Raw genomic sequence first — 25,822 nt, 5'->3', positions numbered from 1 at the left:
GTTTTTGTGTCCACCCTGTTTCAAACTACCAACTATTATTAGCTTTCAATCAATTCAGTTGTCCAGTTAGCAGACTGCAATAGATTGTCTAATAAGCGGACTTGTTTTGCGATATGATCAGCTTCTTTTTGGACGTCTGCCACATTCACGGTCGGCATTAGCTTAATCTCAGACCCTCTCGCACGGAAATTAATACTACCTGCGCTAGATGCCAATGTTCGATAAGCAGTTAGACGCAAAGCAGCGCAATCTTTTTCGGCAATGATTTCAGTAATAGATCGACCTTCTATAATAGTTTTGCAATTTGTTAAATTAATATCTGCAATTAATTTTTGAAGTCTATTTACACATTGTTCTAATGTTTTCAAAAGTTCTTCAGGGTTCTCATTCGGTACTTCCCCTTCTTGCACTAAACTATTTTGAGTTAAGCGAAGCTCTAAATCGCTTATTTTATAATTTAAATCAGATCGTTCTTGTAATGCTTCTGCTAGTTTCATAAACTCTCACCTCTCAAAAAGATATATCAATTTACTTATAAAATACTATGTACAATAATAATATATTCATCAATTCTTATTATACAACACTATTGAACGGCTTATAATACTTTCCGCATCATCACATGCGGACAGCCTTCATCAAGGTATTCGTCCCCTTCAGCACGATATCCAAGGGATTCATAGAATGGTTTGGCCTGTACTTGCGCTGACAAAGAGCACGTTTTAAAGCCGTCACGACGAATAGCATTTTCGGCGGCCATCATGATCTTAGTACCTAAATGTTGTCCACGATACAACTTACGTACCGCCATGCGCCCAATATGTGCATCTCCAACTGTGTCACTTGGAAAATATCGACACGTACCAGCCGCTTTACCATCAATGGATAAGAGCACAAACTTTGCAGTCTCATCGATTTCATCAAACTCGTCTTCAAACCCCTGTTCTTTCATAAATACATCGACACGAATTTGTTTTATTTCCTCTGTTATATGATCTAAGATTTGAATAATCATAGGTGCCCTTTCTGATTATAAGCATATTTATAAGAATCGATTTAGGCGTATTACGAAATACTCTATAAACAATGAAAACTTCTTGTTTTTATTATATCAAAAATACGATTAATACCACAAAGCATCTCAGTTCCTATTAATTCCCACATCAAAAATATTTTAAAACTTCCATGAAATTCATTTTTAGGTATTGCATAATTTTATCATTTGGGTTTATACTATACCCAACATTTTAGAAAGGAGCAACCAAAGATGACTAACCAAATTAGCCTCACAGCAAAGCAATACTTTTATTGGTTCTTTATCCAACGTACGGGTAAGGAACTATTTGTGATGCGCTAATTAAGGATTATTCAACATTAGTTGCTTAGAATAGTAAAAGGGCTACCCGTATTAGATTACGGGTAGCCCTTTTTGTTTGCTATCCGTATGGTCAGCCCAACTATTCACTGTAGTTACAAGGAGGAATTATCATGATTATTACATTGAAACAAAATGCAGCAGCGGAAGAAGTATCTCGTTTACGCAGTGAATTAGAGGCTCAAGGATTTGTTATCCACCCAGTAGAAGGAACGCGATACAATATTCTAGGTCTAATTGGTGATACTGCATCTCTTGATGCGCGTCAAATCGAATCTCTAGATTTCGTAGATAAAGTAACTCGCATTCAAGAGCCATACAAAAAAGCAAACCGCAAATTCCATCCCGATGACTCTGTAATCAACGTAGGTGGTGCACTTATCGGTGGTGGTCACTTCGCAGTAATGGCTGGCCCTTGCTCTGTAGAGACACCTGAACAAGTATTAGCCACTGCAAAAGCTTGTAAAGAAGCTGGTGCCACAATTCTTCGGGGCGGCGCTTTCAAACCTCGTACATCCCCATATTCCTTCCAAGGCATGGGGCCAGAAGGCTTGGAATTGTTAGAGCTTGCTAAAAAAGAAACAGGTCTTCCTATCGTTTCCGAAGTTATGGATATCTCCCAATTACAATACTTCGATAATGTAGATATGCTTCAAATCGGCGCTCGTAACATGCAAAACTTCACGCTTTTAAAAGAAGTGGGCAAATTGAATAAACCAGTTCTTTTAAAACGTGGTTTATCTGCCACATACGAAGAATGGTTGATGGCTGCTGAGTACATCATGTCCGAAGGCAATGAACAAATTGTATTATGCGAGCGCGGTATCCGCACATTCGAAACAAAGACTCGCAATACCTTAGATGTAACAGCAATTCCTATGATGCATGAATTATCTCACTTGCCAATTATCATGGACCCTAGCCACGCAGCAGGTATGAGCCGCATGGTTCATCCGCTTTCACTTGCATCCGTAGGCGGCGGTGCAGACGGCCTTATGATCGAAGTTCACAATGATCCATCCAAAGCATTGTGTGACGGCCCTCAAGCATTACGTCCAGACCAATTCACTAGCCTTATGAAAGAAATTAACGCGTTACGCCAAGCATTGGTAGAATGCACTAAATAATCTTACATATCACACAAATAAGCTAGTATCCGTTATAATAGATACTAGCTTATTCTTTTAAGAAAGGAACCGTTATGACTCGCATCCATATTAATGCATCTACACCGTATGATGTTGTCATCGAGGAAGGCGCTTTACAACGCATCACCGATTATATTAAACCATTAAAACCAAATTGCCGTGTTATCATCGTCAGCGATAGCAACGTGGCGCCTCACTATTTGGACTCTGTGAAAGCTAATATGGAACATGCGGGTTATGCTGTTTGTGATTATGTTTTCCCTGCTGGTGAAAGCTCCAAAAATGCACGTCAACTCATCGATTTAGTAGAATACATGGCGGCCCAATCATTGACTCGCAAAGACTTGCTCATCGCCCTTGGCGGCGGTGTTGTAGGCGATATGGCGGGCTTTGCGGCAGCGACCTATTTACGTGGTATCGACTATGTTCAGGTTCCTACATCCCTATTAGCCGCAGTAGACTCGTCTGTAGGTGGTAAAACAGCGGTCAATCTCGAAGCCGGGAAAAACCTATGGGGCGCTTTCAAACAACCTATCCTTGTCCTCTGTGATCCAGCTACACTCAATACATTACCTAAAATGGAATGGATTAATGGATGCGGTGAAATTATCAAATACGGCTTCCTCGACGTACCGGGTTTACTCACTCAACTCGAGAACAGACCATTAATTAAACATCGCGGTAGTGTAAGTGGCGTTATTGCCCGCTGCGTACAAGCAAAAGCGGATATCGTAGAACAAGACGAACGCGAATCTGGCGTACGTGCCCTCTTAAACCTCGGTCATACCTTTGGTCACGGCATCGAAAAAGCGAGTCATTTCGAGGTGCATCATGGCTATGCCGTTGCCATTGGCATGGTCCTTATGGCACAAGGTGCTGTCAAACATGGAGAATTAGATACGGAGGCTTTAGAGAAATTAAAGGCCCTCATCAAAGCACACGATTTGCCAACCACAACAACGATAAGTAAAGAAGAGATTCTAGCTGCCGCTAAGCACGACAAAAAAAGCGAAGGAGCAACCATTAAAATCGTAGTACCTACTAGCTATGGTCACAGCGAACTCAAGGTAGTAACGCACGAAGAACTTGCTACCTATTTAGATTAAGGAGATTTATATGCATTCTGTAACGAACGCCATCCCTACGGGGACTATCGCGTCCATCCCTGCAAAGGCTCATGCGCACCGTGCATTGATTTGTGCCGCTCTCGCAAACTCGCCATCTACCATCCTACTGAGCCGCACCTCTAAAGACATCGATGGTACTATGGACTCCTTACGAGGCTTAGGCGCACACGTTGTGTATGAAAATAAAGTTGTCACTGTTACACCTAATCCTGCGCCCCATAAAGGCAATGTGGTTCCCCATGAATCGGGTACTACATTGCGCCTCTTGTTACCAGTGGCAGCCTCCATTTGTAATGAGGTAGATGTGGATGCGAAAGGTCGTTTACCAGATCGTCCTTTAGAGCCCATGCTCGGTGAAATGAAAGCTCACGGCGTAACATTCTCCCAAGATAAACCACCATTCACCATGACAGGTCTTCTCCAAGGTGGTCAATTTAGCATGGTTGGCGATGTGAGTAGCCAGTTTTTCTCTGGATTATTGTTAGCAGCTCCACAATGTGGAGGCGCTATAATTACATCTACTACTCCACTTCAATCTAGCGACTATGTAACATTAACGACTACAACGATGGCAGACTTCGGCGTAACAGTCGACCATATACCTGCCTCTGACACAGTCCAAGAATCCTTTACGGTAGCGACTAATGCTACTTTCAAAGGACAGAACGATTACCAAATCGAAGGCGATTGGTCCAATACAGCAATTTGGATGGTCGCTGCCGCTATGACAGGCAAACCTATTACAATTACAGGTATGAACAAGAATTCTGTACAAGCTGACCGCCGTATCATGCAGGTCATCGAATCCGCAGGGTGCACTATTACATGGGACGGCATGAATATCACTGTATCAGGTCGCGCTAGTAAGCCAGTTCATGCCGACCTCGAACAGATGCCCGATATGTTGCCAGTCATGGCAGCCCTCGCTTGCTCTATCCAAGGTGAAAGCGCCTTTGTTAAGGGCGCGCGCCTACGCTTGAAAGAATCCGATCGCCTCGAAGCCGTTGCTAATCTCGTCAGAGATTTAGGAGGCACGGTTCGCGAAGATGGTGATGACCTATATATCATCGGTAGTGGTATACTAAAAGGAGGACAAGGTGATTGTGTTAACGACCATCGCCTTGTTATGGCAGGTACATTGATGGCCCTCATCAGTGAAAATCCTGTGATATTAAAAGATAGCCAAGCTATCACAAAATCCTATCCTGACTTCTTTGAGGACTGGAACATACTAGGTGGCAATGCACAACCAATATAGCTGCCTAATCATAGCTAATGCGTTTCAATAGATAACAATACTAGTCATACATACTATAAGTAGGAGTAAATATAATGGCATCTAATTTCGGTAAAACCATACAAGTATCTACCTTTGGTGCGTCTCATGGGTACGCCATCGGTGGTATCGTAGAAGGCCTCCCTTGTGGACATACCATCGACATCGACGAGCTACAAGCCTTCTTAAAGCGCCGTGCGCCAGGTCAAAACCAATTACAAACGCAACGTAAAGAAGCCGATATACCTGAATTCTTATCAGGTATGGTAGATGGCATGCTCAGTGGATCTCCATTAGCATTTATGATTCGCAATACATCGCAGCACTCCGGTGATTACAATAACTTACGCGACATTCCTCGCCCATCTCATGCGGATTTTACGGCTCGCATGCGCTATGGTGACAAGGTAGATATGCGCGGTGGCGGCCACTTCTCGGCACGTCTTACAGCACCTCTTTGCGTAGCTGGTGGCATTGCACTACAGTTATTGCGTGAAAAAGGTATCGAAATTCACGGCCATTTAAAACAAGTTGGTACAATCCAAGATACTCCTATCGATATGGTTCATCCAGATATGAAAGCACTTGCCAAAATAGCTACCGAAACTATCGCTATGGTCGATGCAGACAAGCGTCCTGAAGTAGAAAACTTAGTCATGAAACTAAAAAAAGACGGCGACTCTACCGGTGGTATCGTTGAGGTTGTGGCTACAGGTCTACCAATCGGACTTGGCAATCCAAACTTTGACGGCATTGAAAACCGATTAGCTCGCGTGATCTTTGGCGTACCTGCCATCAAAGGCGTGTCCTTTGGCGGTGGCTTCGACATGTGCTCTCGTCTTGGATCAGAAGTGAACGATGCTTTCACCATGGACGGCGATATAATCACAACAACTACCAATAATAGCGGTGGCATTCAAGGCGGTATCACCAACGGCTTGCCCCTCATTATGCAAGTGGGCATCAAGCCTACTCCATCCATTTATAAGGAACAACATTCTGTGTCGCTTTCACAAAAAGAGGACACATTACTCACCATTAAAGGTCGTCACGACCCATGTGTAGCGCTTCGTGCTGTACCTGTTATCGAAGCCGTTACAGCCCTTGTCATTCTTGATTTCTTAGGAGATATTGACCATGAACTTAGATGAAGTACGCGTTAAGATTAACGATATAAACGACCAAATGCTCGCCCTCTTCAAAGAGCGCATGGAACTCTCTAAGGACGTAGCGGCTGCAAAAAAAGAAATGAATAAGGCTATTTATGATGCCAAACGAGAGCGCGACATCCTCGACAAGGTAACAAAAGATGCAGGTCCAGACCTCGATCTATATGCACGCCGCTTTTTTGAAGCATTATTTAGCTTGAGTCGTACATACCAATCTGAGCAACTATTCCAAGACAATGAATTCACTTTAAAAATGAAAAAAGCCATCGAGCAATCCCCTACTTTGCCACCTCAACGAGGTAGCGTAGCTTGCGCCGGCGTATTCGGCAGCAATGCGCAAATGGCGTGTGATAAATTATTACCCCTCAGCCAAATCCATTATGTAACGGGTTTCCGTGCCGTATTTGATGCCGTTGAGTCAGGCGAATGTCAATTCGGTGTATTACCTATCGAAAACAGCTCCAATGGGTCCGTAAAAGAAGTATATGACCTCTTAGAAGAGCGCAAATGCTATATCGTTCGCGGCACGCGCCTTTGGATATCTCACGACTTGCTCGTGAAAAAAGGCACAAAACTAGAAGATATTCATACCATAATTTCCCACCCTCAAGCGTTGGGCCAATGTAGTCACTTCCTAGATACGTTAGGAGGCGTAGAATTACGCTCCTATGACAATACGGCTCGAGCTGCACAGCTCGTAGCGGCTAGTGATGACCCTGGAGTAGCGGCTATCGCAGCACCTCAATGTGCAGACCTATATAATTTGTCTCCATTATTGAGAAATATCCAAAACAGTGATAACAACTATACGCGCTTTATCTGCATTAGTAAGGATTTCCACGTATACCCAGGAGCCAATAAAATCTCAGTAGTAACGACTGCAAGTCATGCTCCAGGGGGCCTTGGTACATTGCTCACCAAGTTTGCTAATATCGGTGTGAACCTTACAAAACTCGAGTCCCGTCCGATCGTAGGACATAACTTTGAATTCTTGTTCTACCTCGATTTAGAAGCATCCTTGGCAGATCCAAAAGTACTTTCCGTATTAGCAGAGCTCCACGCATCGCAAGATAAATTCCGCTTGCTCGGCAATTATCCTGAAAATTGATATTTTCCTTTATGGTAGTGCTTATTAATGGCATATATAGTACAATGGATATAGTTTTAAAACTCCAATGGCTAATAGGTGACAGCCTATTAGCCATTTTGTGTATATTGACCTAGGAGGTCCTATGAAATTTGGTTTACTTGGCCGTACGTTGGGCCATAGCTTTTCCCCACGCATCCACAATGCTTTGGGAAATACTAATTATGAATTATTTGAACGAGAACCGAGCCAACTGCAAGAGTTCTTTGCAGACCAAGAATTACAAGGTATTAATATTACCTTCCCTTACAAGGTTAACGCCCTTGAAGCTTGCGATGTAGTAGACCCTCGCGCAGAACGCATTGGCTGTGTAAACACGATGGTCCGTAAAGACGGCAAATGGCACGGTTACAATACAGACTACGATGGATTTGTATTTACTCTAAAACACGCTGACATCGATGTATCCGGTAAAGAATGTATCATCCTTGGCGATGGTGCCTCCTCTGCTACGGTTCACGTAGCTCTTGAAGATCTAGGTGCTAAGAGCATCACGCATCTATCTCGTAAAACAGCTCCGCTCTATACTGATGCGCCTAATTACTATGAAACAGCGCAAATTATTATTAACTGCACACCTATTGGTATGTATCCGCATAATCCAGCTAACCTCATAGATATTATGCAATTTTCTAAATTAGAAGGCGTTGTGGATCTCATCTACAATCCGCGCCGTACAGTTTTGCTTTTACAAGCAGAAATGATGGATATTCCGTACTGTGATGGTCTACCTTTCCTCGTGGCACAAGGTGTTAAGGCGGCTAATCATTTTCAAGGTGAAAGCTTTGGTACCAAAGAGATAGAACAAATCTTGCGAGATGTGCGCCGTGAAAAGGAAAATATTATCCTCATCGGTATGCCTGGTGTTGGAAAAACAACAGTAGGCAGAGCAATCGGTAAAGAGATGGGCCGTACTTGGTTTGATGTGGATCACGAGCTAGAAAAAGAAATTGGCAATGTTTCTACCTATATTACAGAACAAGGAGAGGCTGCGTTCCGTGAAAAAGAGGCAGAAATGATTGCAAAATTAGGTACAGAAACTGGCCTTGTCATCTCCACTGGTGGCGGTTGTGTAACAGTACCTAAAAACTATGCACACCTACGCCAAAATGGTCGTATTTACCAATTAACGCAACCTGTAGAAAAACTATCTACTTCAGGTCGTGTTCTATCTAGTGGCGGCATAGAACGTTTACGTGAACTCGAAGAAACTCGCACTCCAATGTATGAAAGCTTTGCACAATGCATCGTAGAACATAATCGCAATGCACCAGAAACGGTGGCGGCTATTCTCGAAGACTTTGAATCAAACTTATTGTAAGAGTTTATATAACGATATTTATAAGACCATTTTCTTTATATAAGTAAGGGCTTCTACATCTATCGAAGTGAGAGCATTTACATCTGTATTCTTAGATAAAACTCATATCATGACATCAATGATATAAACTGAAAAGCAGTAGCTATCCTCAGGGTAACTACTGCTTTTTTACATGTCCTATGTATTAAAGATATTTGTAAAAAACTACATTTGCAATTACAATGTAATTACAAGTACAGAATTATTTTTTACAAAATATGTTTTGTAAATATATTTTAAGGCTATAGCTTTATAAAAATATTATTGTAAAAATACTGTTTAGAAAGAAATATCTTTTATGTAAAGCGTCAAAATACATTAAACACTATATCTATAATCAATATGTATAACATTATCCATAAACTAGGAGATACTATGAAAACCGTAAACCTACAAGTCCGCATCAACGAAGATCTAAAACAAGAGGTATCCAGTATATTGAAAACACAAGGTCTATCCTATACCTCCATGCTAGATGCACTATTCCGCCAAATCATTAAAGAACGTCGCATTCCGTTTGCCATTGCGTTACCAACGGCACCTATAGATGAAACACCTACACCAAGCACACTCAACAACGGCACCTATGAACAACCACAAACTACATTAAAAGCCTCAGAAACTATCAATAGATATGGAAACTACGGAAATGTAACCCCAAATGAAGGAGAAGTAGCTTTCGATACAATTGATAAAACAGGTGTTCTTAACATCCGCATTAACCCTAAAGTAAAAACACTTACTACAGCAATCCTAAAAGAAATGGGTTTAACCATGTCACAAACAGTTACACTTGTATCTAAACAAATACAATTTAATAAGGATATTCCACCTACTATCCTCCGTCCAGAATGGATTGATGCTATTAATAATGATTTCTGGACTGAAGAAGATTTAACTACAAGAATACAATTAGGGCTAAATCAAGCAGAAAAAGGAATTGGTGAACCTGCGGAAAAAATTTTTAATGAACTCCTTGAAGATTTATAAATATGGAGAGCTGAAATATTCTATATAAAGTCATTAATAATAATATATATATTTTTTATATCCGCCCTTCAAAAATGAATATACTACAAGAAATACAAAACATATAAAAAAGTCGGCTTTCGCCGACTTTTTTAATGCACTTTTACCCGTTTATGTTGTTGTTCGTCAAATACACCATCTACATCAATAGTATCTAAAATTCGTTTTAAAGCATACACATCGATTTGACCTGGCGCCGATGCTTTACCAGCAGAGGCAAAGGTCATGGCATTTCCAAATAGAGCACCTGCAGTGCGTGTAACAGTACCTAGTTCTCCCATTGCCATCGTAATAATTGGATCCGAAGGATACAAAGCTTTCACTTCAGCCGTTGCTTCAAGGAGCGTTAATACATCACCAGTTGTGTGGGGCATAACGGCAATCTTTGGCACATCGGCCAAGAACTCTTTCATTTGAATGAGTCGATTTACAATGACTTCACGACTCGGTGTACCATGGAAATCATGGTTACTCATGATAATAGTGATTCCATGAACCTTAGCAAACTCTATCGTTTTAAGCATTCTATCTTGATCAAAAAACAGCTCAATATCGATAGCATCCACCAATCCTGTAGGAATCAAACGCTCTAGCATTGTAAAATAATCTTGTGTAGAAATCGTTCTTTCCCCACCTTCACCTTTTGTGCGCCATGTAAAGAGCAACCCACGACCTTTCAGTTGTGGCTTGATGAGCATTAATAATTCAATAATAGCGTCAATGGAGTGGGCCCGCTCGAAATAGTCAATGCGTAGCTCCACTACGTGACACGGTGTATTACATGCGACCGCGGTGGCATCTAGAATCTCTTTCATTGTTGTGCCCACAATAGGCACGCATATTTTTGTGCCCTTTTCGCCGAGTACAGTATGACCGATACGGACCATAATAACTCCTTTCTGTCCCACACGGTGAGACTAATGACTTACCTTAAACTAACTATATACCAATATTTTTGTAAAAGCAATCAATCGACTCATATTGAATTGCTATTCACTAAAAACGTATGAAAGCCTGCTATTATGCACTAAAACAGTATTCTTAGATTAACGATTAACATCACTTTTTCTTATACCCTAGATTAAGACCGCTTACCAATAAACGGTCTGTACCTGAAAGCCTCGTATTATAAAAAAAGCATAAAAAAGTAAAAGCCCCTTACCAATATATATTAGTAAGGAGCTTGTTAAACTCTAATTCACACACTATATTTATCATGTTGAACAGATAGTTTCCGTGATTGGAATCCCATATAAAGTAATAGCAAACCTGTAATACTAAATACATAGGATATCCCAATATAGGTAGATACAATACTTGCAAACACTGGACCTACCATGGAACCAAATTGTTGAGCCGTCGTCGTCATACCAAACATGCGACCTCTAAAGCCTGGTTCTGTATTAAGTGTTACAGCTGCACTCAAAGATGGGTTGATCCCTACAATACAAGAGCCAATTAATACTTGTAGTACACCAAACCACCAGATACCTACTGGTAAGCTTTGAAGTAAGAGAACAACACCACTACCAAGCATACAGTAGGAAATGGTTCTAAAGTACCCACGACGCTCACCGAGGCGCACCCATATATTGGTCGTTAAGGAACCAGCTAAACCACCGATGCTGAGGATTGTACCTGAAATGATGGCTGCCCCTTCCATAGTGCCTTGCATATCACCTACATAAAGCGCCAAAATAGGCTGTAGCATCATGATGACACATTGCATAAAGAAGTAAATCCATAAAAGTCTTACTAATACAGGTTGTTCTTGAACCGACTTAAAATCTTCTCGCAAGGATGTAGCTTTTGCCGGCTGTTTGGACTGCTCCTTAGAAGTTGTATTTTCAACTTCTAGTTTTGGTTCTTTTACAAGAAACAATACTGCCAAGGTAGCAATGAATACGGCTATACCAGATATATAAAATACAGGGCGCATACCTACGACACTTTCAACGGCACCACCTAAAAATGGGCCGATGACATTGCCTAAAATCAGACCTGTTTGGAATATGCCGAGGGCACGGCCCACCTGTTTCTCATCCACACTGAGGGAAACCATGGTCATCGCTGTAGGATAGAAACCATTAGCGAACCCAACTAAGGCACGCCCCATTAACAATTGATACTGATCTGTTACCATGCCGATGAGAACATAACTGACAGCAATGGCAAAACCAGCGCGCAAAGCCATCCGCTTTTTCCCTTTATTATCTGCAATTTTGCCCCAAATCGGCGCCATAATACCAGCGATAAGAAAGGTAATACCAAAGACGAGGCCTGACCAAAGTGCTACATCAGCCTTAGGAACACCGAGTTCTAATAGATATATAGGGAGAAAAGGAATTATCATTGTGTAACATATGGCTAGCACAGTCATACTAGCCGTAATAATCCATACGTTTCGCATGCCACCGCGAGCATCATATACACTTGTACTCATAGTACCCTCCCTTCCACATAAAATCGTTTAGATAAACTAATATACACATAAATCACTTTTAATTACAGTTCCATTTAAATTACAGCCCTACTTAGATTTCAATCTATGTTACTATTCATAAAATGTTATTACATTTTAATTTCATATATAAAGAAGAGCCGCATACGAAACGCGACTCTTTCCATAAAAAATACCTAAAATATAGGTATACAATGTAGTAATCCTCAAAGATTATTCAAACTAAAGTTTTCGGACTATCAATTATTCCGTAGGAAATTTATGATCCATTACATCTTGCAAGGAAACATGTTCCATAACATGTCGGAACTCATCTTGTAAATACTGCCACAATGAAGCTGTCAAGCAGTCATTAAACATAGGACACGGTTCTACATCATCTTCTAAACAAGACACGAGAGCAATGGAGTCCTCTGCGGCATATAAAATTTCATATACATTGTATTCAGATGGATCTTTCACCAAACGATATCCACCGTATTTGCCACGTCCACTTTTAACGAGGCCCGCGGAGGATAGACGAGATACAATCCCCTCTAAGTATTTATCGGAAAATCCTTGGCGTTCTGCGATCTCACGAATCGGTACATTTTTTTCTACCCCATGTTCTGCAATATCCGCCAATATCCGTAAGGCATAACGCCCCTTTGTAGATATTTTCATAAGTTAACCTCTATATCATTCATAATATATTAATAGTATATCACAAATTCATACAAAAAATGGTGGGAAATATGATACACTATACATATATCGAAATATCTTTATTTAGGTATGATTTTAATTTCATATAGGGAGGATTTTATCTAATGTTAGATAAATTATTTCAACTCAGTGAACGTGGTACAACCGTTAAAACAGAAATTTTAGCAGGTATCACTACGTTTATCACGATGGCGTACATCCTATTCTTGGCGCCAAACATTCTTAGTCTTGCAGGTATGGATAAGGATGCGGTCCTCATTGCCACAGCCTTAGGTGGAGGTCTTGTGACGATTGCTATGGGTTTATTCGTAAACTACCCAATTGCTCTCGCTCCAGGAGTTGGCCTCTTGGCATTTTACTCCTTTACTGTAGTTCTCGGTATGGGCGTATCTTGGCAAACAGCATTAGGTGCGGTATTCATTTCAGGTCTCGTATTCCTCGTATTAACACTTACGTCGGTGCGACAAATGATTGTTGAAGGCATCCCTACCTCCATGAAGATTGCTATTACCGTTGGTATCGGTCTCTTCATTGCTATCATCGGTTTGAAATTATCTGGCTTGATGGCTATCTCCATTAGTTTGTCTCCAAACTCCTTAGGTCAAGTCGTGCAAACACATGGTAATTTAGTACCTCCAGCATCCGAAGCACTCTTAACGCTTGGTAATTTGCACAGTAGCGAAACCTTGTTGGCTCTCTTCTGCCTCATTTTTACGGCTTTATTAATGGCTCGTAAGGTTCAAGGCTCTCTCTTGATTGGTGTTTTGGTAACAACGGTTATCTCCTATGCGACAGGCCTTTCCACAATGCCTGAGAACTTCACTGTATTGGCAGTACCTGATTTCTCTAAAGCGGCATTCCTTCAATTAGATATTCCTGGCGCTCTTCACATGGGCTTAATCACGATTATCTTTTCATTCACCTTCGTAGAATTATTCGACTCTATGGGTACTTTAATCGGTACTGCTACAGAAGCGAAAATCGCGGATCCTAAATCTGGTAAATTCCCAGGTCTTGGGAAAGCCATGACCGTAGATGCTCTTGGTGTAAGTGCGGGCGCATTACTCGGTACTTCTACGATTACTGCCTTTGTTGAAAGTGCGGCAGGTGTTGGTGCTGGTGGCCGCACAGGTTTAACAGCTGTAACAACAGGTGTACTATTCTTAATCTGCTTATTTGTTGCCCCTTTAGTATCTCTTGTACCAAATGCAGCAACATCTCCAATCCTCGTAATCGTTGGGGCCCTCATGTTAGGTGCCATTCGCAACATCGACTTCGATGATTGGACTGAAGGCTTCCCTGCATTCCTCGTTATCGTATTAATGCCGTTCACATACAGCATCGCTAACGGAATCTCCGCAGGTCTTATTGCATACCCTCTACTCAAAATCATTGCAGGCCGTGCAAAAGAAGTTAACTGGATTATGTACGTATTGGCGGTTCTCGTTATTATTCGCTACGTATTCTTCTAATTAACGTATACCCATAATGATGCTATTAGTGAAAGCTACTTTATATTCGATAGCTATAAAATCACTAATACGCTACAAACCCAAAATATATATTACTATACTAAAAGAACCTATCTCCAAAAATATTACCCTAATATCTAGGAAATAGGTTCTTTTTATTATATACTCTTTTACTAAACGCTAACGTCGTATGACATCACCGAATCGTACTATAGAGTCTTATTAGGGTTTAGTATTAACGAATCGTTTTTACACCGATTAAGTCTGTACGACTTAAATCAATATTTTTTAATGGTACTACATGATCTTTATAAAACTCTGCTTCAGATACTTTTACAGGCACTTGGAAAAACAAGAAATATGCCATGTTATCTTTGCTCCACGCAATACTGCGTACTAAGCCCTTATCTACATTACCTGTATACTGCACATCACCGGTTGGCGTAGAGTCAATCCACTGTACGTCATGGTATTCCGTTGGAACATATTCTTTAGGCCATACCGTATCCATAGAGTAGCTCATGCGAAAGACCATCGTATGATTTACCCAACGCCCGCTGCGTTCTTGATATTCTTGACCTTCCTTCCAATATACAGTTTCTAATACATCATTATCATAAAAATGTGTAGCATAGTATGTATAGCCAAGAGGCAAGTAGCTTGGTACAGATACGTCATAGGACATCTTACGAGATGCATCGATTACACCGCTAGGTAAGCCGATGGATTTACTCGTAAGTATAGGCCACTCAGAATTCGTATGTGTACGCAGTGGCAACCCAATAGTTTCAAAATGAGGTCTATCTTGTTCACCATTTTGTTTAACACTTTGCGCATTACTTCGTTTAACATTTTGCTTATCATTTCGGTCACCACGTAATCGAGTATTATCAGCGGCTACGTTAGTAAGAGGCCCTACAGAGTCTACAATTTTGCTTACATAGTTTTGGTTTCTTGAGGAAGCAAAGTAGAGCATATGAACTTTATTATCTTTTTCCCAATAAGCAATTTGAACAGAATCGTTGCTAGAGCCTAAAGTATGTACAGGGATTCCATTAGGGGTAGTAAAGCTAACTGCATCATCAGCATTGTATTTTGTCTTTTCCAATATGGGCTTTACCACGGTATCGATAGCCCACCCCATGCGATACACAATATCTGTATTAGAGAAGGTTAATTTCTGACCATATTCTCCATCATGGCCCGTTTCCGTATACACGATTTCTAATACGTCATGATCTCTAGACTTTACATCACGTACTACATAATCTTCAGGCATATAAGACGGAATTTGTAAATTATATCCAAAATAATTAGTAGTTGCCTCAATATTACGCTCTAGAATATCACCATTATCAACTTGATCATACCATCGATAGCGATTCATTAATTCTTTATTTTTTTCCACTGTATCGATGGTAACAGTATTTCCATTTTCATCCACTAAAGGAGATAACGCACTAACTGATTGTACTCCAAAGCTACCTATCACGGTAGCTAATATTCCCATGGCTAATAATGATTTTGTTGTTTTCAATCTCATAATCTCTTCTCTCTAAATTTAGATATTTCATAAGTATATTAGGTAATCACTTATCTATTATATTTTTTAACTCAGATCACTGACTTTCAATAGTGCTACGTAATCTTAATAAAACACGCCAGTCTTTGCTATCATAGGCACTACATGTTCCTGTTTTATTTCTTCAATAGTTTTAATCGGATAGTTACCAACTAGTTCATAACGAGAGCTATCAATACTCTTCAACGGTACCACATGCTCCTTATAGAATTCCGCATCAGCTTCTTTCACCTGTTCTAAGAAAAATAGGAAGTAAGCCATACCATCCTTCGCCCACGTAATGCTGCGAACCATATGCGTTTCAGGATTACCTGTATAATAAACCTCACCAGAATCACCTGGTTTAGACCATTCAAGATCGCCGTACTCAGATGGAACATATGGTGTGTCTCTCACAGTATCCAAGGAATATCCCATTCTATAGGCCATAATACTATCTATATATTTTTTCCCATCCCGATAGATAGTCACACCTTTTTTGTAATATACAACCTCTAATACATCATTTCGATCTTGACGCGCTGTATAGAGCTGATAACCATAAGGTATATAACTAGGTGCTTTGACCTCATACGGTAATTGCTGTGCAACCTCTACTATTCCTTTCCAATTACGGGCTCCTTCTTGTGTTTTCATAGGCCACTCTAATAAAGTCTTTCTTGGCAATGCTTTAATTGCTGAATCAGGATGAACTCTAGGCATATCATTTGTAACGGTAGCTGAAACACCAATATTATCAGTAGATATAGAATCATTAACAACATCTGCTGAAACATATCCCGCAGACAATAATCCTACAGCCATAGCAGATAAAACGGACTTAACTAGAAGCTTCTTCATGATCTCTCCTTTTATAAAAAATTGATATACTTTACACATATAATGATATATTTTCTTATTTATATCAAAAACATGCCACCGATTCTGTTGCCCTAGCTACTTCATAAAACTTTTATCTTTCCTATTGTGAAAGCATAATTATGAGCAAATAGTTGGTTTAATGCTTACTAGTTATACATAATAAAACATCCTACTAAACGCTATATTACAATAGAGTTCAATAGGATGTTTTGTCATTATTTAGTTAATGGAGGCATAATAATATCTTGTTCAAGCTGTCTTCGTCTCTTTGCGGTATAGTCTAAAACTTTAATTTGAACTACGCCCACAGAGTTTACCATGGCATCGGTAAAGGTAAATTCTCGACCGGTCTGATGCTTCATCAACACTTGTAAACCATGAACTTTTTCATCAATATTCTCTAAATAAGCAGCCTCTCCTCGTCCCATTACACTGGAATAGACTGAACTATATTTACAAGGAATATCTCCACCTGAAACGAGAGCCTCATCATCACCGTCAATTTCGATAAATACATGGGGGTTCACTTTAATCAAACTAAACTTCTTCCCCTCATGATGTCCATGCACAAAAATATGAAGTACATCATCTATAAATTCATAGCCAAAATGTAAAGGTGCCACGTAAGGGTAATCACCATCCATCATCCCTAAGTGAATGATGCGAGTGCTATTTAAAATGCCCTTAATTTCATCTATATTTGTAACCATACGATCTTGACGTCTCATAATAGCCTCCACAAGAATCGGAAAATTGATATACCTTACGCTTCATGTAATCTGCCAAGAAGATGTTTAAATTGAGCCTCATCACTATTCAGCTTTCCGAAAAAAACTTCATCAATTTGTTCAACTAATGGAACTGCTTTTTGTAATATTTCACTGCCCTTTTCATTTAAAAGAACAGCTTTCGCACGTGTATCTCTAGAGTGCTCTTTTCGCTCTACAAAACCACGTTTTTCCAATAAGCTCAATATTTGAGATACCGTCATAACATCTATCCCTGAAAGTTTTGAAATCATAACTTGTGTAACTTCGTTATCATGTTGTGATAAATACGCAAGAGATGCTAAAACAACAAATTGAGGATGTGTTAAGTTCAACTCTTTTAACGCTTGTTTTATAGTAAAATGCCATTTATTGTACACCCTCATGAACAATAATCCTGTTGATTTTTCTGAATTGTCTTTATATTTTGATGTAAACAAACAGCAATCACCTTATCTTTCTAAACAATTTTTTAGAATAAATATAGATTGAGGAACATCCGAAAAAACTTGACTTAAAAATTCCAAATGTTGCTTATCTTCACTTTCTAAACTTACAGTATGTTTTACATTTACACTTCCATCATGATTATCAATTATTTGATGTCCGAAAAGTATAGCTCCAAATGGAGTTTCAGTCTTATCCCAAAACTCTTCAAAAGGTTTTACAAGAGTAAGCTGATATTCCATAGGTGGCATGCCTTCAAGCTCCATTGTACCACATGAACCAGTCTCAAATTTACCGTTTAATGTAATATTTTTTAGATCCTCTTCCCAGTCATACCATTTTTCGATATTCGCATAGTACGCCCACACAGCTTCTTTTGGCGCTTTTATGTTCAAACTAAAACTAAATTCCATTTTATATCCTCCTTTTTTATGAGTGCTTTATTATAAGTGTACTTATTATAAATTATTTTATATTATTCGTCAATTAACTTCATAAAAAAGATATTCTATGAGTTTATCAATATAAGGGTATACTCTCATCAGAAAATCATCAGACCTTTTGTCTACTGTAAAAATACATTTGACTTTTTAGGATAGATACTGTATTATAAAAAAATAGTTTTAAAGATTCTATAGATTGTTAAAGCTATGGTAATCCATAGCCTTTATATTTATAGATAGTTTGTAGAAAAGAGGTCTTTATTATGTCTGATACGCATCAGTTAAAACGGGGTCTTAAGAACCGGCATGTACAGCTGCTCGCCATCGGCGGTGCTATTGGTACAGGCCTATTCTTAGGCTCCGGTCGCGCCATTCACTTGGCTGGTCCATCCATCATATTCGCCTACCTAATAACAGGTGTTATGTGCTTCTTTATTATGAGAGCACTAGGCGAGTTATTGTTATCTAACCTAAATCACCACTCTTTTATCGACTTTGTAGAAGATTACTTAGGGGATCGAGCAGCCTTTATCACGGGATGGACATACTGGTTCTGCTGGCTTTCACTAGCCATGGCAGATTTGACAGCCGTAGGCCTCTACATGCAATACTGGATACCGTGGCTTCCTCAATGGATACCAGCCTTACTTGTTCTAGTCGCCTTGCTGTTAATGAACTTGACAGCTGTAAAATATTTTGGCGAAATGGAATTCTGGTTTGCCTTGATTAAGGTAATTGCTATTATCTCTCTTATCATTATCGGTATCATCATGATTGTTACTGGTTTCACCACAGATGCTGGCGTCGCCGCCTTTAGCAATATGTGGAATTACGGAGGATGGTTTCCGAATGGAACGATGGGCTTTATCCTATCATTCCAAATGGTTGTATTTGCTTTCACAGGCATAGAACTCGTAGGTTTAACGGCTGGCGAAACAGAAGATCCTGAAAAGGTTATTCCAATGGCCATAAACAATATCCCTTTGCGTATTATTTTATTCTATGTAGGCTCTTTAGCTATCATCATGAGTATTTACCCTTGGACTGCCGTTAACCCTGCTGCTAGTCCATTTGTAGCCGTATTTACTGCCGTTGGTATTACAGCCGCTGCAGGCATCGTAAACTTCGTTGTTCTTACTTCTGCAGCCTCTGCTACAAACTCTGGTATCTTCAGTACAGGCCGTATGATTTATGCCTTGGCAAAACGCGGTCATGCACCAAGTTCAATGCGGCGCTTGACCCACAGCAGTGTACCATATCAAGCAACGATTTTCTCAGCTGCCGTATTATTGATTACTGTCGTACTCAATTATGTAATGCCTGAAGCTGTATTCGTTATGATTACATCAATCTCCACATTCTGCTTCATCTTTATTTGGGCCATGATGGTTATCTGTCACCTTAAATATCATAAGAAAAATCCTGAACTAGCGGCACAATCTAAATTCAAAATGCCTCTATACCCTGTAATGAATTACATTATCCTAGCTTTCTTTATTTTCGTTCTTGCAATTCTCGCCTTAAACGAAGATACGCGAATTGCCCTTTTGTTCACACCAATATGGTTCATCATTCTTTGGGCCTTCTACTCCATGCTTAACACGGATGATGAAGATGCTCTTGGGGAAGAACTCATCGAAATGGCTGGTGTAAAAGAAATTTACAAAAAATCTAAAAAAGATGATTCCGATGATTACGTAATCTAATAACAAAAAGCCCGTGCATGCACGGGCTTTTCTATTACTTCATAGTTGGGAAGTTTTCTTGTTCATATTGTTGTTGATACGCTAGTAGATTACTTATATTTTCATTGTAATTAAAGATAGTCTTAATGCGATAGCCTTCTTGAGTAATGATGATATCAATAGAGGATGGTACTTCTTGACCATTCTGTTGCAAATGGTGAACTAATTCTTGCAATGCCTCTATTTGACGTAAAGAACCTGCCATATATTTACCCTTGGATAGGCCTGTATTCCTAATGACTTGGCCATTATATACTTGACCTCTATTATCTTTGTAATAGAAGCGCACAGCATCCTTATCCCCCGCAGGGACTGCTTTAATATAAATAATCTTCCAATTCTTCTTAATCATCACTTTTGTAGCTTGTGCTAAATTATTAGACAAACGTCGTGTTTCTTGATTAGTAGATTTAGATACACCATTAACCTGTTGAATTTCATCATTCATAGGCATTTCAATAGGTGTCATTACTGGATCTTGTTCTACCTTTTTTGCATCTACAGGCTGAATCGCAAACACACCAACAACCGCCATTACAGCTAATGAGGTAAGAGCAATTTTTTTCATTCCATCTCTCCTTAGAGAATTTATCAACACAAATTACATTTTATAAAATTAGTTACTAAAATCCGTATCCACAATAGCGAATTGTGTATAGTCAGGGTAACGTTTTTGCATTTCTGCCTTGATTTTTTCCAATGTACCATGTGGATCTTCTTCGTCAAAGTCAAAGATAATATCGTAGTAGATAACCTTCTTTTCTTCTTGTACATAGAAGGCATGTACTTGTACTACATGTGTATATAAACTAATAACTTGATCAAGAGCTTTTCTAATTTCAAGTACTTCTACACTTGGTTTATTTTCAGCATATACACCAACGGTCATATTGATGCCAAACTTTTTATAAAGATGAACCGCAATGCCCTTTGTTAGAGGATGTACTTCTGCCATTGTCATAGAATCTGGTACAGAAATATGAACGGAACCAATTGTTTCTCCTGGCCCATAACTATTTAATACCAAGTCATATACACCACCCACATTCGGATGCTGTGCGATAGTTTCTTTAATATTACGGATTAAATTATCATCTGCTCGAACACCGAGCAAATGGTTATACATTTCACGTAAAATATCATACGCTGCTTTTAAAATCAAAACAGAAATAACAGCGCCCACATAACCTTGAATATCAAAGTTAAAGAAAAATACTAAGCCTGCAGATACCAATGTAGCAAAGGTAATCACTGCATCAAAAAGGGCATCTATACCAGATGCTACGAGCGCATCGGATTTATATTTCTCACCTTGTGCCTTGATATAACGACCCATCACTACTTTCACAACGATGGCAACAGCGATGATAACAAGACCTGGAATATCAAATGTAGATACCTCAGGGTGGATAATTTTATCCACAGATTCCTTAAGGGATCCAATACCTGCACCGAGAATGATGAAAGCTATGGCCATGGTAGTCATATATTCTATACGACCGTGGCCAAATGGATGCTCCTTATCAGCCCCTTTGGCGGCTAATCTCGTACCCACAATAGTTAATACAGAGGACAATACATCTGTTAAGTTATTTACCGCATCAAGGATGATGGCGATGGAATTAGACGCAAGGCCCACAATCATTTTAAAAATAACGAGAACGACATTACCTATAATGCCTTTTATACTGGCAAGCGTAATCCCCCGATTACGTGCTGCACTATTATCCTGTAAAATCATACTACACCTCTTACATTCTGATTTATAGTTTTTAAATTGAACTATATCGATTTGCTTATAGTCCTATTATAGCTTATCGATTATCATTTGTCATTATTTTTCTTGAAAAATATTTTTGAACTTATTGATTTTACTGAGTTATCAATAATTCTCATTTCTCAATTAGAAAATTTGATGTATTGTGACTTCACAATGTATAATACAAACCTATTATTAACAAACTAGTATTTTGTATTACATAACAAGTTAATCAGATCAGATTATGCCGTAACTGTAATACGCTCTCCTGTGCGCATGTGTGTAAATACTACCTTTTGAGCGCGTAATTGGAATGGCTGTCCCGTAGGTTGTGCACCGTATAAGATATCTCCTACAAGAGGGTGCCCTATATGGCTGAAAGCTACTCGAATTTGATGTGTTTTCCCTGTGTACAAACGAACTAAAACCTCTGTATATCCACATTTATTGGACTTATACACAGTTTTGTCCATATTTTGATTGCTTTTATCAACATCTCCTAAGTTTATATCCACATTTTTTGGTGCTATATCCACAGAACTTTTAGACTTATTCACAGAGTTATCCACAGTCTGCGAGGAATGTCTACATAGGACGGAAAAATCTGTACGAGTCTCTTTTCCCTTTACATTTACTTCGTAATGAATCCCATCAGCACTGCGTTCCATAGGGAATACTAAAGAATCCTCATCGGCTTCTAAAATACCTTCCACAGTCGCCATATACCACTTTTCAAAGGTGTTATCATCCATTTGCTGTTGATAAAGACTTTGAGCTAACCCACTTTTTGCAATGACAATGCATCCCGTCGTATCTCTATCAAGACGATTCAAGAAACGTACTTTTCGCTTGATACCATGATCTTTAAAATAATGCGCCACACCATTGGCAAGGGATATTTGATCTTTAGAGTTTACCGTTACACCACTTGGTTTATCCACAATAAGGAGATCAGTATCTTCATACAGAATGCGTAAGTCCATTTCGATAGGGTCATGATCTATTTTTTCCTTGGCCATAGCAATCCAAATCTCGTCGCCTTCATAGATTGCATCTTTTGGCGTAGCCTTATGACCATTAATGTGAATTAATTTCTCTTCAAAGAGTTTAACTAAGGACTTTCTAGGATATCTAGTATCTAACACTTCACCAAGTGAAATATCACATATTTCTCCAATATGCTCGGAATCACGACTTGATATGTCTTGATTGCTACTCGATATATCTCGATTTTTACTTGATATATCTTGACCATTACCTATTAGCTTTTGTCTTGCATTTTTCTTGCTAAGTACAGCTTCTATATCTACAGCTGTCACGGTCCACAGAATATCATCGGGGCGATATGTTTTTCGCGCCATTAGTATCTCCTTTCTACGAGTTCAGGATCTCGTGGCATATAGTTGAGTAGCGAACTTGGTTGAACTGCCCTACCTCGTATATTCGTCTGTTCAAAGGTAATGGTCAATTCTTGTTTAGGTCGAGTGATGGCCACATAGAATAAACGCTTTTCCTCGTCTTCACGACCTTCTGCAATAGCAAAGGGACTCGGGAAAGTTCCTTCGTTTAGCCCAGCCAAGAATACATGGTCAAACTCGCTACCCTTCGCTTGGTGAATGGTAATGATAGGAATGCGATCTTCATTTCGTACCTGCTGCGCAGGCTCACCTGCCGTAAGGGCCGCCATCTGTAAGATTTGGTTTAATCGAGCCAAACCTGCAGGCCCTTCATAAGCCACATCTAGTTTTTCCATGATACGATACAAATCGCGTATATGCTCTACCTTTGCCGCTTCTCCATGAGATTTATAGTATTCTAGAACCCCCATTTGGTTCATGATATACGCCAATAATTTCGTTGGCATCTCCGTATAAGCTTTTCTACGCAAGGTCGCCATTTGAGAGGCGATATCCGTGAAAGCTGCCTTATATTTATTAATAGCTACCATGCGACTCGTTGTGGTCGGTACGATTTTTTCTTTTACCGCATAAATTAAAAGCTGTGCAGTGGCCAAGATATCATCCATTGCATTATGTGTTGGTTCATGGTGTATAGGGAACTTAGATGCTAGGAAACCCAATTTATGATTTGGCAAATTAGGATAGAAACGACGGTAGATATCGAGGGTATCGTAAATAGCCTTGAACTCGGGATTGCCCAAGTTATGACGCGCCAATTCATTCGTAAAGATGGTCACATCATAGTTTACATTGTGACCTACAATAATAGCATTCTTGGAGAATTCCTTAAAGGCTTGTAGCACTATAGCTGGCTCTTCGCCGTGTTCTTGTAAATACGCATCGGAGAAGCCGTGTACCTCTTCGGATTGACCAACAGGTACACCAGGATTGATAAAGCGTTCAAAGGTCTCTAAAACCTGTCCATTTTCATCGATGCGGATGGCTGCAATTTGAATGATGCGGTCTTGAGACGTATCTGTACCGGTGCTCTCCACGTCATAAACAACTACTTCGTGCTGCTCTAAGCCACTGACAAGCTTTGCATAAGGCTCCGCCTCAAAGATAGGCATATCCATGAAGTCCGTCAATTTTAAACCTACTTGGCGCGTCTCTGGGCTTTCAATCGCAGCGATACGAGCGTCACCAATGCCAGCAACATATCGCTTGATAATGCGCTTCGCACTGACAGAGTCGTTTGGATTCATGAGCAGTTTGAAGTAGGCCATAATGTCCTTTATTTCTTGACGTCTAAAGAATTTAAACTCGTCGATAATCATGAAGTGACGGCGTTCCTCTTCAGGTCGTTCGCCGTTAAGACGTTCAAAAGAATCACTTAGCTGCTGTGCCTTTTTATTATCCCTCACGAGAACGCCGATATTAGCATCCTTCGGTAAGGCGCAGATAGCTTCGTAGATATAGCGGCCCTCAAGGTAGCTATTTTTACAACCTTTAATGAGAACAGGCTTACCCTTGCTTTCACTATTGGCACGAGGCAATTCAGTGTAGATAGACCCAACTAGGTCAGGGAACATATTTTGTAAGGTTTTGAAAGCCATCGTAAAGAGCGTCCAATTAGAACGATAGTTTTCGTAGAAGATGATTTTTAAAGGCTTGAAATCCGCATCAAATTGCTTGAGCAAGCGGAACGGATCGGAGCCACGCCATTCGTAAATCGTTTGGAAATAGTCACCACATAGTAGCACGTGATTACCTTCCCACAGCATTTCTAGAACTTTGTACTCTAGTACGCCTGTATCTTGCATTTCATCTACAGAGATATAGCTGTAACGATTGCGCCAGCGCTTACGAACTACAGGGTCTTGAAATAGGCGATGAACACCGCAGATGAGATCTGTAAAATCTAGGCCGTGCACGGAAGCTAAGCTTTCATCATACGCAGCAATCCATTCGTGACCATGGTTCAAGAAATCATGGAGTTCACTGTAGAGGACATTACCAAAGCTAGAGAAGAGCTGCTCAATAGCTTCGCGCTGTTCCTTCTGTAAGCGTTCGATTGTCCGCTTGTAGTCACCTACGAGATCATCAGAATAAAAGCCATATAAGGAACGATATTCTTTCACCATAGCGATAACATTAGCAAAGGACATTTCTCGCAATTTACCAGGACGGTACGATTCAGAGAGTTCCTTGCAGTCTTCTTCGTCAAAGATGGTCACATCCGTGTACAAGGTTTCGTTGCGCTTGCCCTCTTGTTGGAGAATGAAAAAGCAAAAGCTGTGGAATGTACTAACCTCCACAGCCTTTGCAGGACTGCCCACGAGCGATTGAATGCGGCCTTTCATCTCGTTTGCGGCCTTGTTCGTAAAGGTCATGCACAAGATATTCTCCGCTTTCGCATAGCCACCCTCGATGAGATGAGCCACCCGATAAGCAAGTGTATTCGTTTTTCCCGTCCCAGCGGACGCTAACAAGAGGATATTCTGTTCCACTTCATCAATAACGCGTTGTTGTTCACGATTGATAAGCAT

The 25,822-nt window shown here is 39.9% G+C and carries 23 protein-coding genes; 9 read left to right on the top strand and 14 right to left on the bottom strand.

The window, feature by feature from the left end:
* Positions 1-38: 38 nt before the first annotated feature.
* Positions 39-497, bottom strand: a complete 459-nt coding sequence (locus ACMKPP_RS01980) for a DIP1984 family protein (protein ID WP_004694959.1) — start codon at positions 495-497, stop codon at positions 39-41.
* Between the two features lie 101 nt (positions 498-598).
* Positions 599-1,015 (bottom strand): GNAT family N-acetyltransferase, encoded by a 417-nt coding sequence (locus ACMKPP_RS01975; protein WP_221741223.1) that lies wholly within the window; start codon positions 1,013-1,015, stop codon positions 599-601.
* 473 nt (positions 1,016-1,488) lie between these two features.
* On the opposite strand from ACMKPP_RS01975, the gene aroF reads away from it, so the two are divergent.
* The 7 genes from aroF (at position 1,489) to ACMKPP_RS01940 (ending at position 9,592) form a co-directional block, all read left to right on the top strand.
* On the top strand, positions 1,489-2,502 hold the full coding sequence (gene aroF / locus ACMKPP_RS01970) for a 3-deoxy-7-phosphoheptulonate synthase (protein ID WP_418369238.1): 1,014 nt from the start codon (positions 1,489-1,491) through the stop codon (positions 2,500-2,502).
* Positions 2,503-2,576: 74 nt separating this feature from the next.
* Complete coding sequence (aroB, locus tag ACMKPP_RS01965; protein ID WP_418369237.1) at positions 2,577-3,629, top strand: 3-dehydroquinate synthase; 1,053 nt, start codon at positions 2,577-2,579, stop codon at positions 3,627-3,629.
* Positions 3,630-3,639: 10 nt separating this feature from the next.
* Positions 3,640-4,908: a 3-phosphoshikimate 1-carboxyvinyltransferase gene (gene aroA / locus ACMKPP_RS01960; protein ID WP_418369236.1), complete on the top strand. Its 1,269-nt coding sequence runs from the start codon at positions 3,640-3,642 to the stop codon at positions 4,906-4,908.
* 74 nt (positions 4,909-4,982) lie between these two features.
* Positions 4,983-6,077, top strand: a complete 1,095-nt coding sequence (aroC, locus tag ACMKPP_RS01955; protein WP_418369235.1) for a chorismate synthase — start codon at positions 4,983-4,985, stop codon at positions 6,075-6,077.
* Positions 6,064-7,203: a bifunctional chorismate mutase/prephenate dehydratase gene (locus tag ACMKPP_RS01950; RefSeq protein ID WP_418369234.1), complete on the top strand. Its 1,140-nt coding sequence runs from the start codon at positions 6,064-6,066 to the stop codon at positions 7,201-7,203. Before aroC ends, ACMKPP_RS01950 begins: the two co-directional genes overlap by 14 nt.
* A 124-nt stretch (positions 7,204-7,327) precedes the next feature.
* Positions 7,328-8,563, top strand: coding sequence for a shikimate kinase (locus ACMKPP_RS01945; RefSeq protein WP_281782444.1), 1,236 nt, complete (start codon positions 7,328-7,330; stop codon positions 8,561-8,563).
* Positions 8,564-8,977: 414 nt separating this feature from the next.
* A complete protein-coding gene (locus tag ACMKPP_RS01940) occupies positions 8,978-9,592 on the top strand; it encodes a type II toxin-antitoxin system RelB/DinJ family antitoxin (RefSeq protein WP_308521821.1) in 615 nt (204 codons plus the stop codon).
* Positions 9,593-9,723: 131 nt separating this feature from the next.
* Here ACMKPP_RS01940 and aroD read toward each other — a convergent pair whose 3' ends face one another.
* From aroD to ACMKPP_RS01925, 3 genes are all read right to left on the bottom strand, one after another.
* Positions 9,724-10,518 carry a type I 3-dehydroquinate dehydratase gene (aroD, locus tag ACMKPP_RS01935; RefSeq protein WP_418369233.1) on the bottom strand — a complete coding sequence of 265 codons (795 nt, stop codon included), beginning with the start codon at positions 10,516-10,518 and terminating at the stop codon, positions 9,724-9,726.
* Positions 10,519-10,829: 311 nt separating this feature from the next.
* Complete coding sequence (locus ACMKPP_RS01930) at positions 10,830-12,074, bottom strand: MFS transporter (protein ID WP_418369232.1); 1,245 nt, start codon at positions 12,072-12,074, stop codon at positions 10,830-10,832.
* Between the two features lie 261 nt (positions 12,075-12,335).
* Complete coding sequence (locus ACMKPP_RS01925; RefSeq protein ID WP_418369231.1) at positions 12,336-12,755, bottom strand: RrF2 family transcriptional regulator; 420 nt, start codon at positions 12,753-12,755, stop codon at positions 12,336-12,338.
* A gap of 146 nt (positions 12,756-12,901) precedes the next feature.
* Here ACMKPP_RS01925 and ACMKPP_RS01920 point away from each other — a divergent pair, with 146 nt between their 5' ends.
* On the top strand, positions 12,902-14,269 hold the full coding sequence (locus ACMKPP_RS01920) for an NCS2 family permease (RefSeq protein ID WP_418369230.1): 1,368 nt from the start codon (positions 12,902-12,904) through the stop codon (positions 14,267-14,269).
* A gap of 235 nt (positions 14,270-14,504) precedes the next feature.
* On the opposite strand, the gene ACMKPP_RS01915 is transcribed toward ACMKPP_RS01920, so the two are convergent.
* The 5 genes from ACMKPP_RS01915 to ACMKPP_RS01895 all read right to left on the bottom strand — a co-directional run bounded on the left by ACMKPP_RS01915 (position 14,505) and on the right by ACMKPP_RS01895 (position 18,339).
* Positions 14,505-15,812 (bottom strand): hypothetical protein, encoded by a 1,308-nt coding sequence (locus ACMKPP_RS01915; protein WP_418369229.1) that lies wholly within the window; start codon positions 15,810-15,812, stop codon positions 14,505-14,507.
* A gap of 105 nt (positions 15,813-15,917) precedes the next feature.
* On the bottom strand, positions 15,918-16,691 hold the full coding sequence (locus tag ACMKPP_RS01910) for a hypothetical protein (protein ID WP_418369228.1): 774 nt from the start codon (positions 16,689-16,691) through the stop codon (positions 15,918-15,920).
* Between the two features lie 236 nt (positions 16,692-16,927).
* A complete protein-coding gene (locus tag ACMKPP_RS01905) occupies positions 16,928-17,440 on the bottom strand; it encodes a pyridoxamine 5'-phosphate oxidase family protein (protein WP_418369227.1) in 513 nt (170 codons plus the stop codon).
* Between the two features lie 35 nt (positions 17,441-17,475).
* A complete protein-coding gene (locus ACMKPP_RS01900; RefSeq protein ID WP_024060210.1) occupies positions 17,476-17,865 on the bottom strand; it encodes a MarR family winged helix-turn-helix transcriptional regulator in 390 nt (129 codons plus the stop codon).
* Positions 17,866-17,931: 66 nt separating this feature from the next.
* Positions 17,932-18,339, bottom strand: a complete 408-nt coding sequence (locus tag ACMKPP_RS01895; protein ID WP_004698277.1) for an SRPBCC family protein — start codon at positions 18,337-18,339, stop codon at positions 17,932-17,934.
* A gap of 293 nt (positions 18,340-18,632) precedes the next feature.
* Here ACMKPP_RS01895 and ACMKPP_RS01890 point away from each other — a divergent pair, with 293 nt between their 5' ends.
* Positions 18,633-20,075 (top strand): amino acid permease, encoded by a 1,443-nt coding sequence (locus ACMKPP_RS01890; RefSeq protein ID WP_316146254.1) that lies wholly within the window; start codon positions 18,633-18,635, stop codon positions 20,073-20,075.
* Between the two features lie 34 nt (positions 20,076-20,109).
* Here the strand turns inward: ACMKPP_RS01890 and ACMKPP_RS01885 are convergent, their stop codons facing one another.
* The 4 genes from ACMKPP_RS01885 to ACMKPP_RS01870 all read right to left on the bottom strand — a co-directional run bounded on the left by ACMKPP_RS01885 (position 20,110) and on the right by ACMKPP_RS01870 (position 25,822).
* Positions 20,110-20,682: an immunity protein YezG family protein gene (locus ACMKPP_RS01885; RefSeq protein ID WP_316146253.1), complete on the bottom strand. Its 573-nt coding sequence runs from the start codon at positions 20,680-20,682 to the stop codon at positions 20,110-20,112.
* Positions 20,683-20,730: 48 nt separating this feature from the next.
* A complete protein-coding gene (locus ACMKPP_RS01880; protein ID WP_418369226.1) occupies positions 20,731-21,855 on the bottom strand; it encodes a cation diffusion facilitator family transporter in 1,125 nt (374 codons plus the stop codon).
* Positions 21,856-22,115: 260 nt separating this feature from the next.
* Complete coding sequence (locus ACMKPP_RS01875) at positions 22,116-23,234, bottom strand: RluA family pseudouridine synthase (RefSeq protein WP_316146475.1); 1,119 nt, start codon at positions 23,232-23,234, stop codon at positions 22,116-22,118.
* On the bottom strand, positions 23,234-25,822 hold the full coding sequence (locus tag ACMKPP_RS01870; protein ID WP_418369225.1) for a 3'-5' exonuclease: 2,589 nt from the start codon (positions 25,820-25,822) through the stop codon (positions 23,234-23,236). The genes ACMKPP_RS01875 and ACMKPP_RS01870 overlap by 1 nt, the downstream gene beginning before the upstream one ends.

The organism is Veillonella parvula (genome assembly GCF_048309325.1).
Taxonomy (GTDB): Bacteria; Bacillota; Negativicutes; order Veillonellales; family Veillonellaceae; genus Veillonella; species Veillonella parvula_T.
This window is presented reverse-complemented; position numbering and strand designations above follow the sequence as displayed.

Coding starts and splice junctions, on each gene's coding strand:
- ACMKPP_RS01980 (WP_004694959.1), bottom strand. CDS start 497: ATGAAACTAGCAGAAGCATTACAAGAACGATCTGATTTAAATTATAAA.
- ACMKPP_RS01975 (WP_221741223.1), bottom strand. CDS start 1,015: ATGATTATTCAAATCTTAGATCATATAACAGAGGAAATAAAACAAATT.
- aroF (WP_418369238.1), top strand. CDS start 1,489: ATGATTATTACATTGAAACAAAATGCAGCAGCGGAAGAAGTATCTCGT.
- aroB (WP_418369237.1), top strand. CDS start 2,577: ATGACTCGCATCCATATTAATGCATCTACACCGTATGATGTTGTCATC.
- aroA (WP_418369236.1), top strand. CDS start 3,640: ATGCATTCTGTAACGAACGCCATCCCTACGGGGACTATCGCGTCCATC.
- aroC (WP_418369235.1), top strand. CDS start 4,983: ATGGCATCTAATTTCGGTAAAACCATACAAGTATCTACCTTTGGTGCG.
- ACMKPP_RS01950 (WP_418369234.1), top strand. CDS start 6,064: ATGAACTTAGATGAAGTACGCGTTAAGATTAACGATATAAACGACCAA.
- ACMKPP_RS01945 (WP_281782444.1), top strand. CDS start 7,328: ATGAAATTTGGTTTACTTGGCCGTACGTTGGGCCATAGCTTTTCCCCA.
- ACMKPP_RS01940 (WP_308521821.1), top strand. CDS start 8,978: ATGAAAACCGTAAACCTACAAGTCCGCATCAACGAAGATCTAAAACAA.
- aroD (WP_418369233.1), bottom strand. CDS start 10,518: ATGGTCCGTATCGGTCATACTGTACTCGGCGAAAAGGGCACAAAAATA.
- ACMKPP_RS01930 (WP_418369232.1), bottom strand. CDS start 12,074: ATGAGTACAAGTGTATATGATGCTCGCGGTGGCATGCGAAACGTATGG.
- ACMKPP_RS01925 (WP_418369231.1), bottom strand. CDS start 12,755: ATGAAAATATCTACAAAGGGGCGTTATGCCTTACGGATATTGGCGGAT.
- ACMKPP_RS01920 (WP_418369230.1), top strand. CDS start 12,902: ATGTTAGATAAATTATTTCAACTCAGTGAACGTGGTACAACCGTTAAA.
- ACMKPP_RS01915 (WP_418369229.1), bottom strand. CDS start 15,812: ATGAGATTGAAAACAACAAAATCATTATTAGCCATGGGAATATTAGCT.
- ACMKPP_RS01910 (WP_418369228.1), bottom strand. CDS start 16,691: ATGAAGAAGCTTCTAGTTAAGTCCGTTTTATCTGCTATGGCTGTAGGA.
- ACMKPP_RS01905 (WP_418369227.1), bottom strand. CDS start 17,440: ATGAGACGTCAAGATCGTATGGTTACAAATATAGATGAAATTAAGGGC.
- ACMKPP_RS01900 (WP_024060210.1), bottom strand. CDS start 17,865: ATGAGGGTGTACAATAAATGGCATTTTACTATAAAACAAGCGTTAAAA.
- ACMKPP_RS01895 (WP_004698277.1), bottom strand. CDS start 18,339: ATGGAATTTAGTTTTAGTTTGAACATAAAAGCGCCAAAAGAAGCTGTG.
- ACMKPP_RS01890 (WP_316146254.1), top strand. CDS start 18,633: ATGTCTGATACGCATCAGTTAAAACGGGGTCTTAAGAACCGGCATGTA.
- ACMKPP_RS01885 (WP_316146253.1), bottom strand. CDS start 20,682: ATGAAAAAAATTGCTCTTACCTCATTAGCTGTAATGGCGGTTGTTGGT.
- ACMKPP_RS01880 (WP_418369226.1), bottom strand. CDS start 21,855: ATGATTTTACAGGATAATAGTGCAGCACGTAATCGGGGGATTACGCTT.
- ACMKPP_RS01875 (WP_316146475.1), bottom strand. CDS start 23,234: ATGGCGCGAAAAACATATCGCCCCGATGATATTCTGTGGACCGTGACA.
- ACMKPP_RS01870 (WP_418369225.1), bottom strand. CDS start 25,822: ATGCTTATCAATCGTGAACAACAACGCGTTATTGATGAAGTGGAACAG.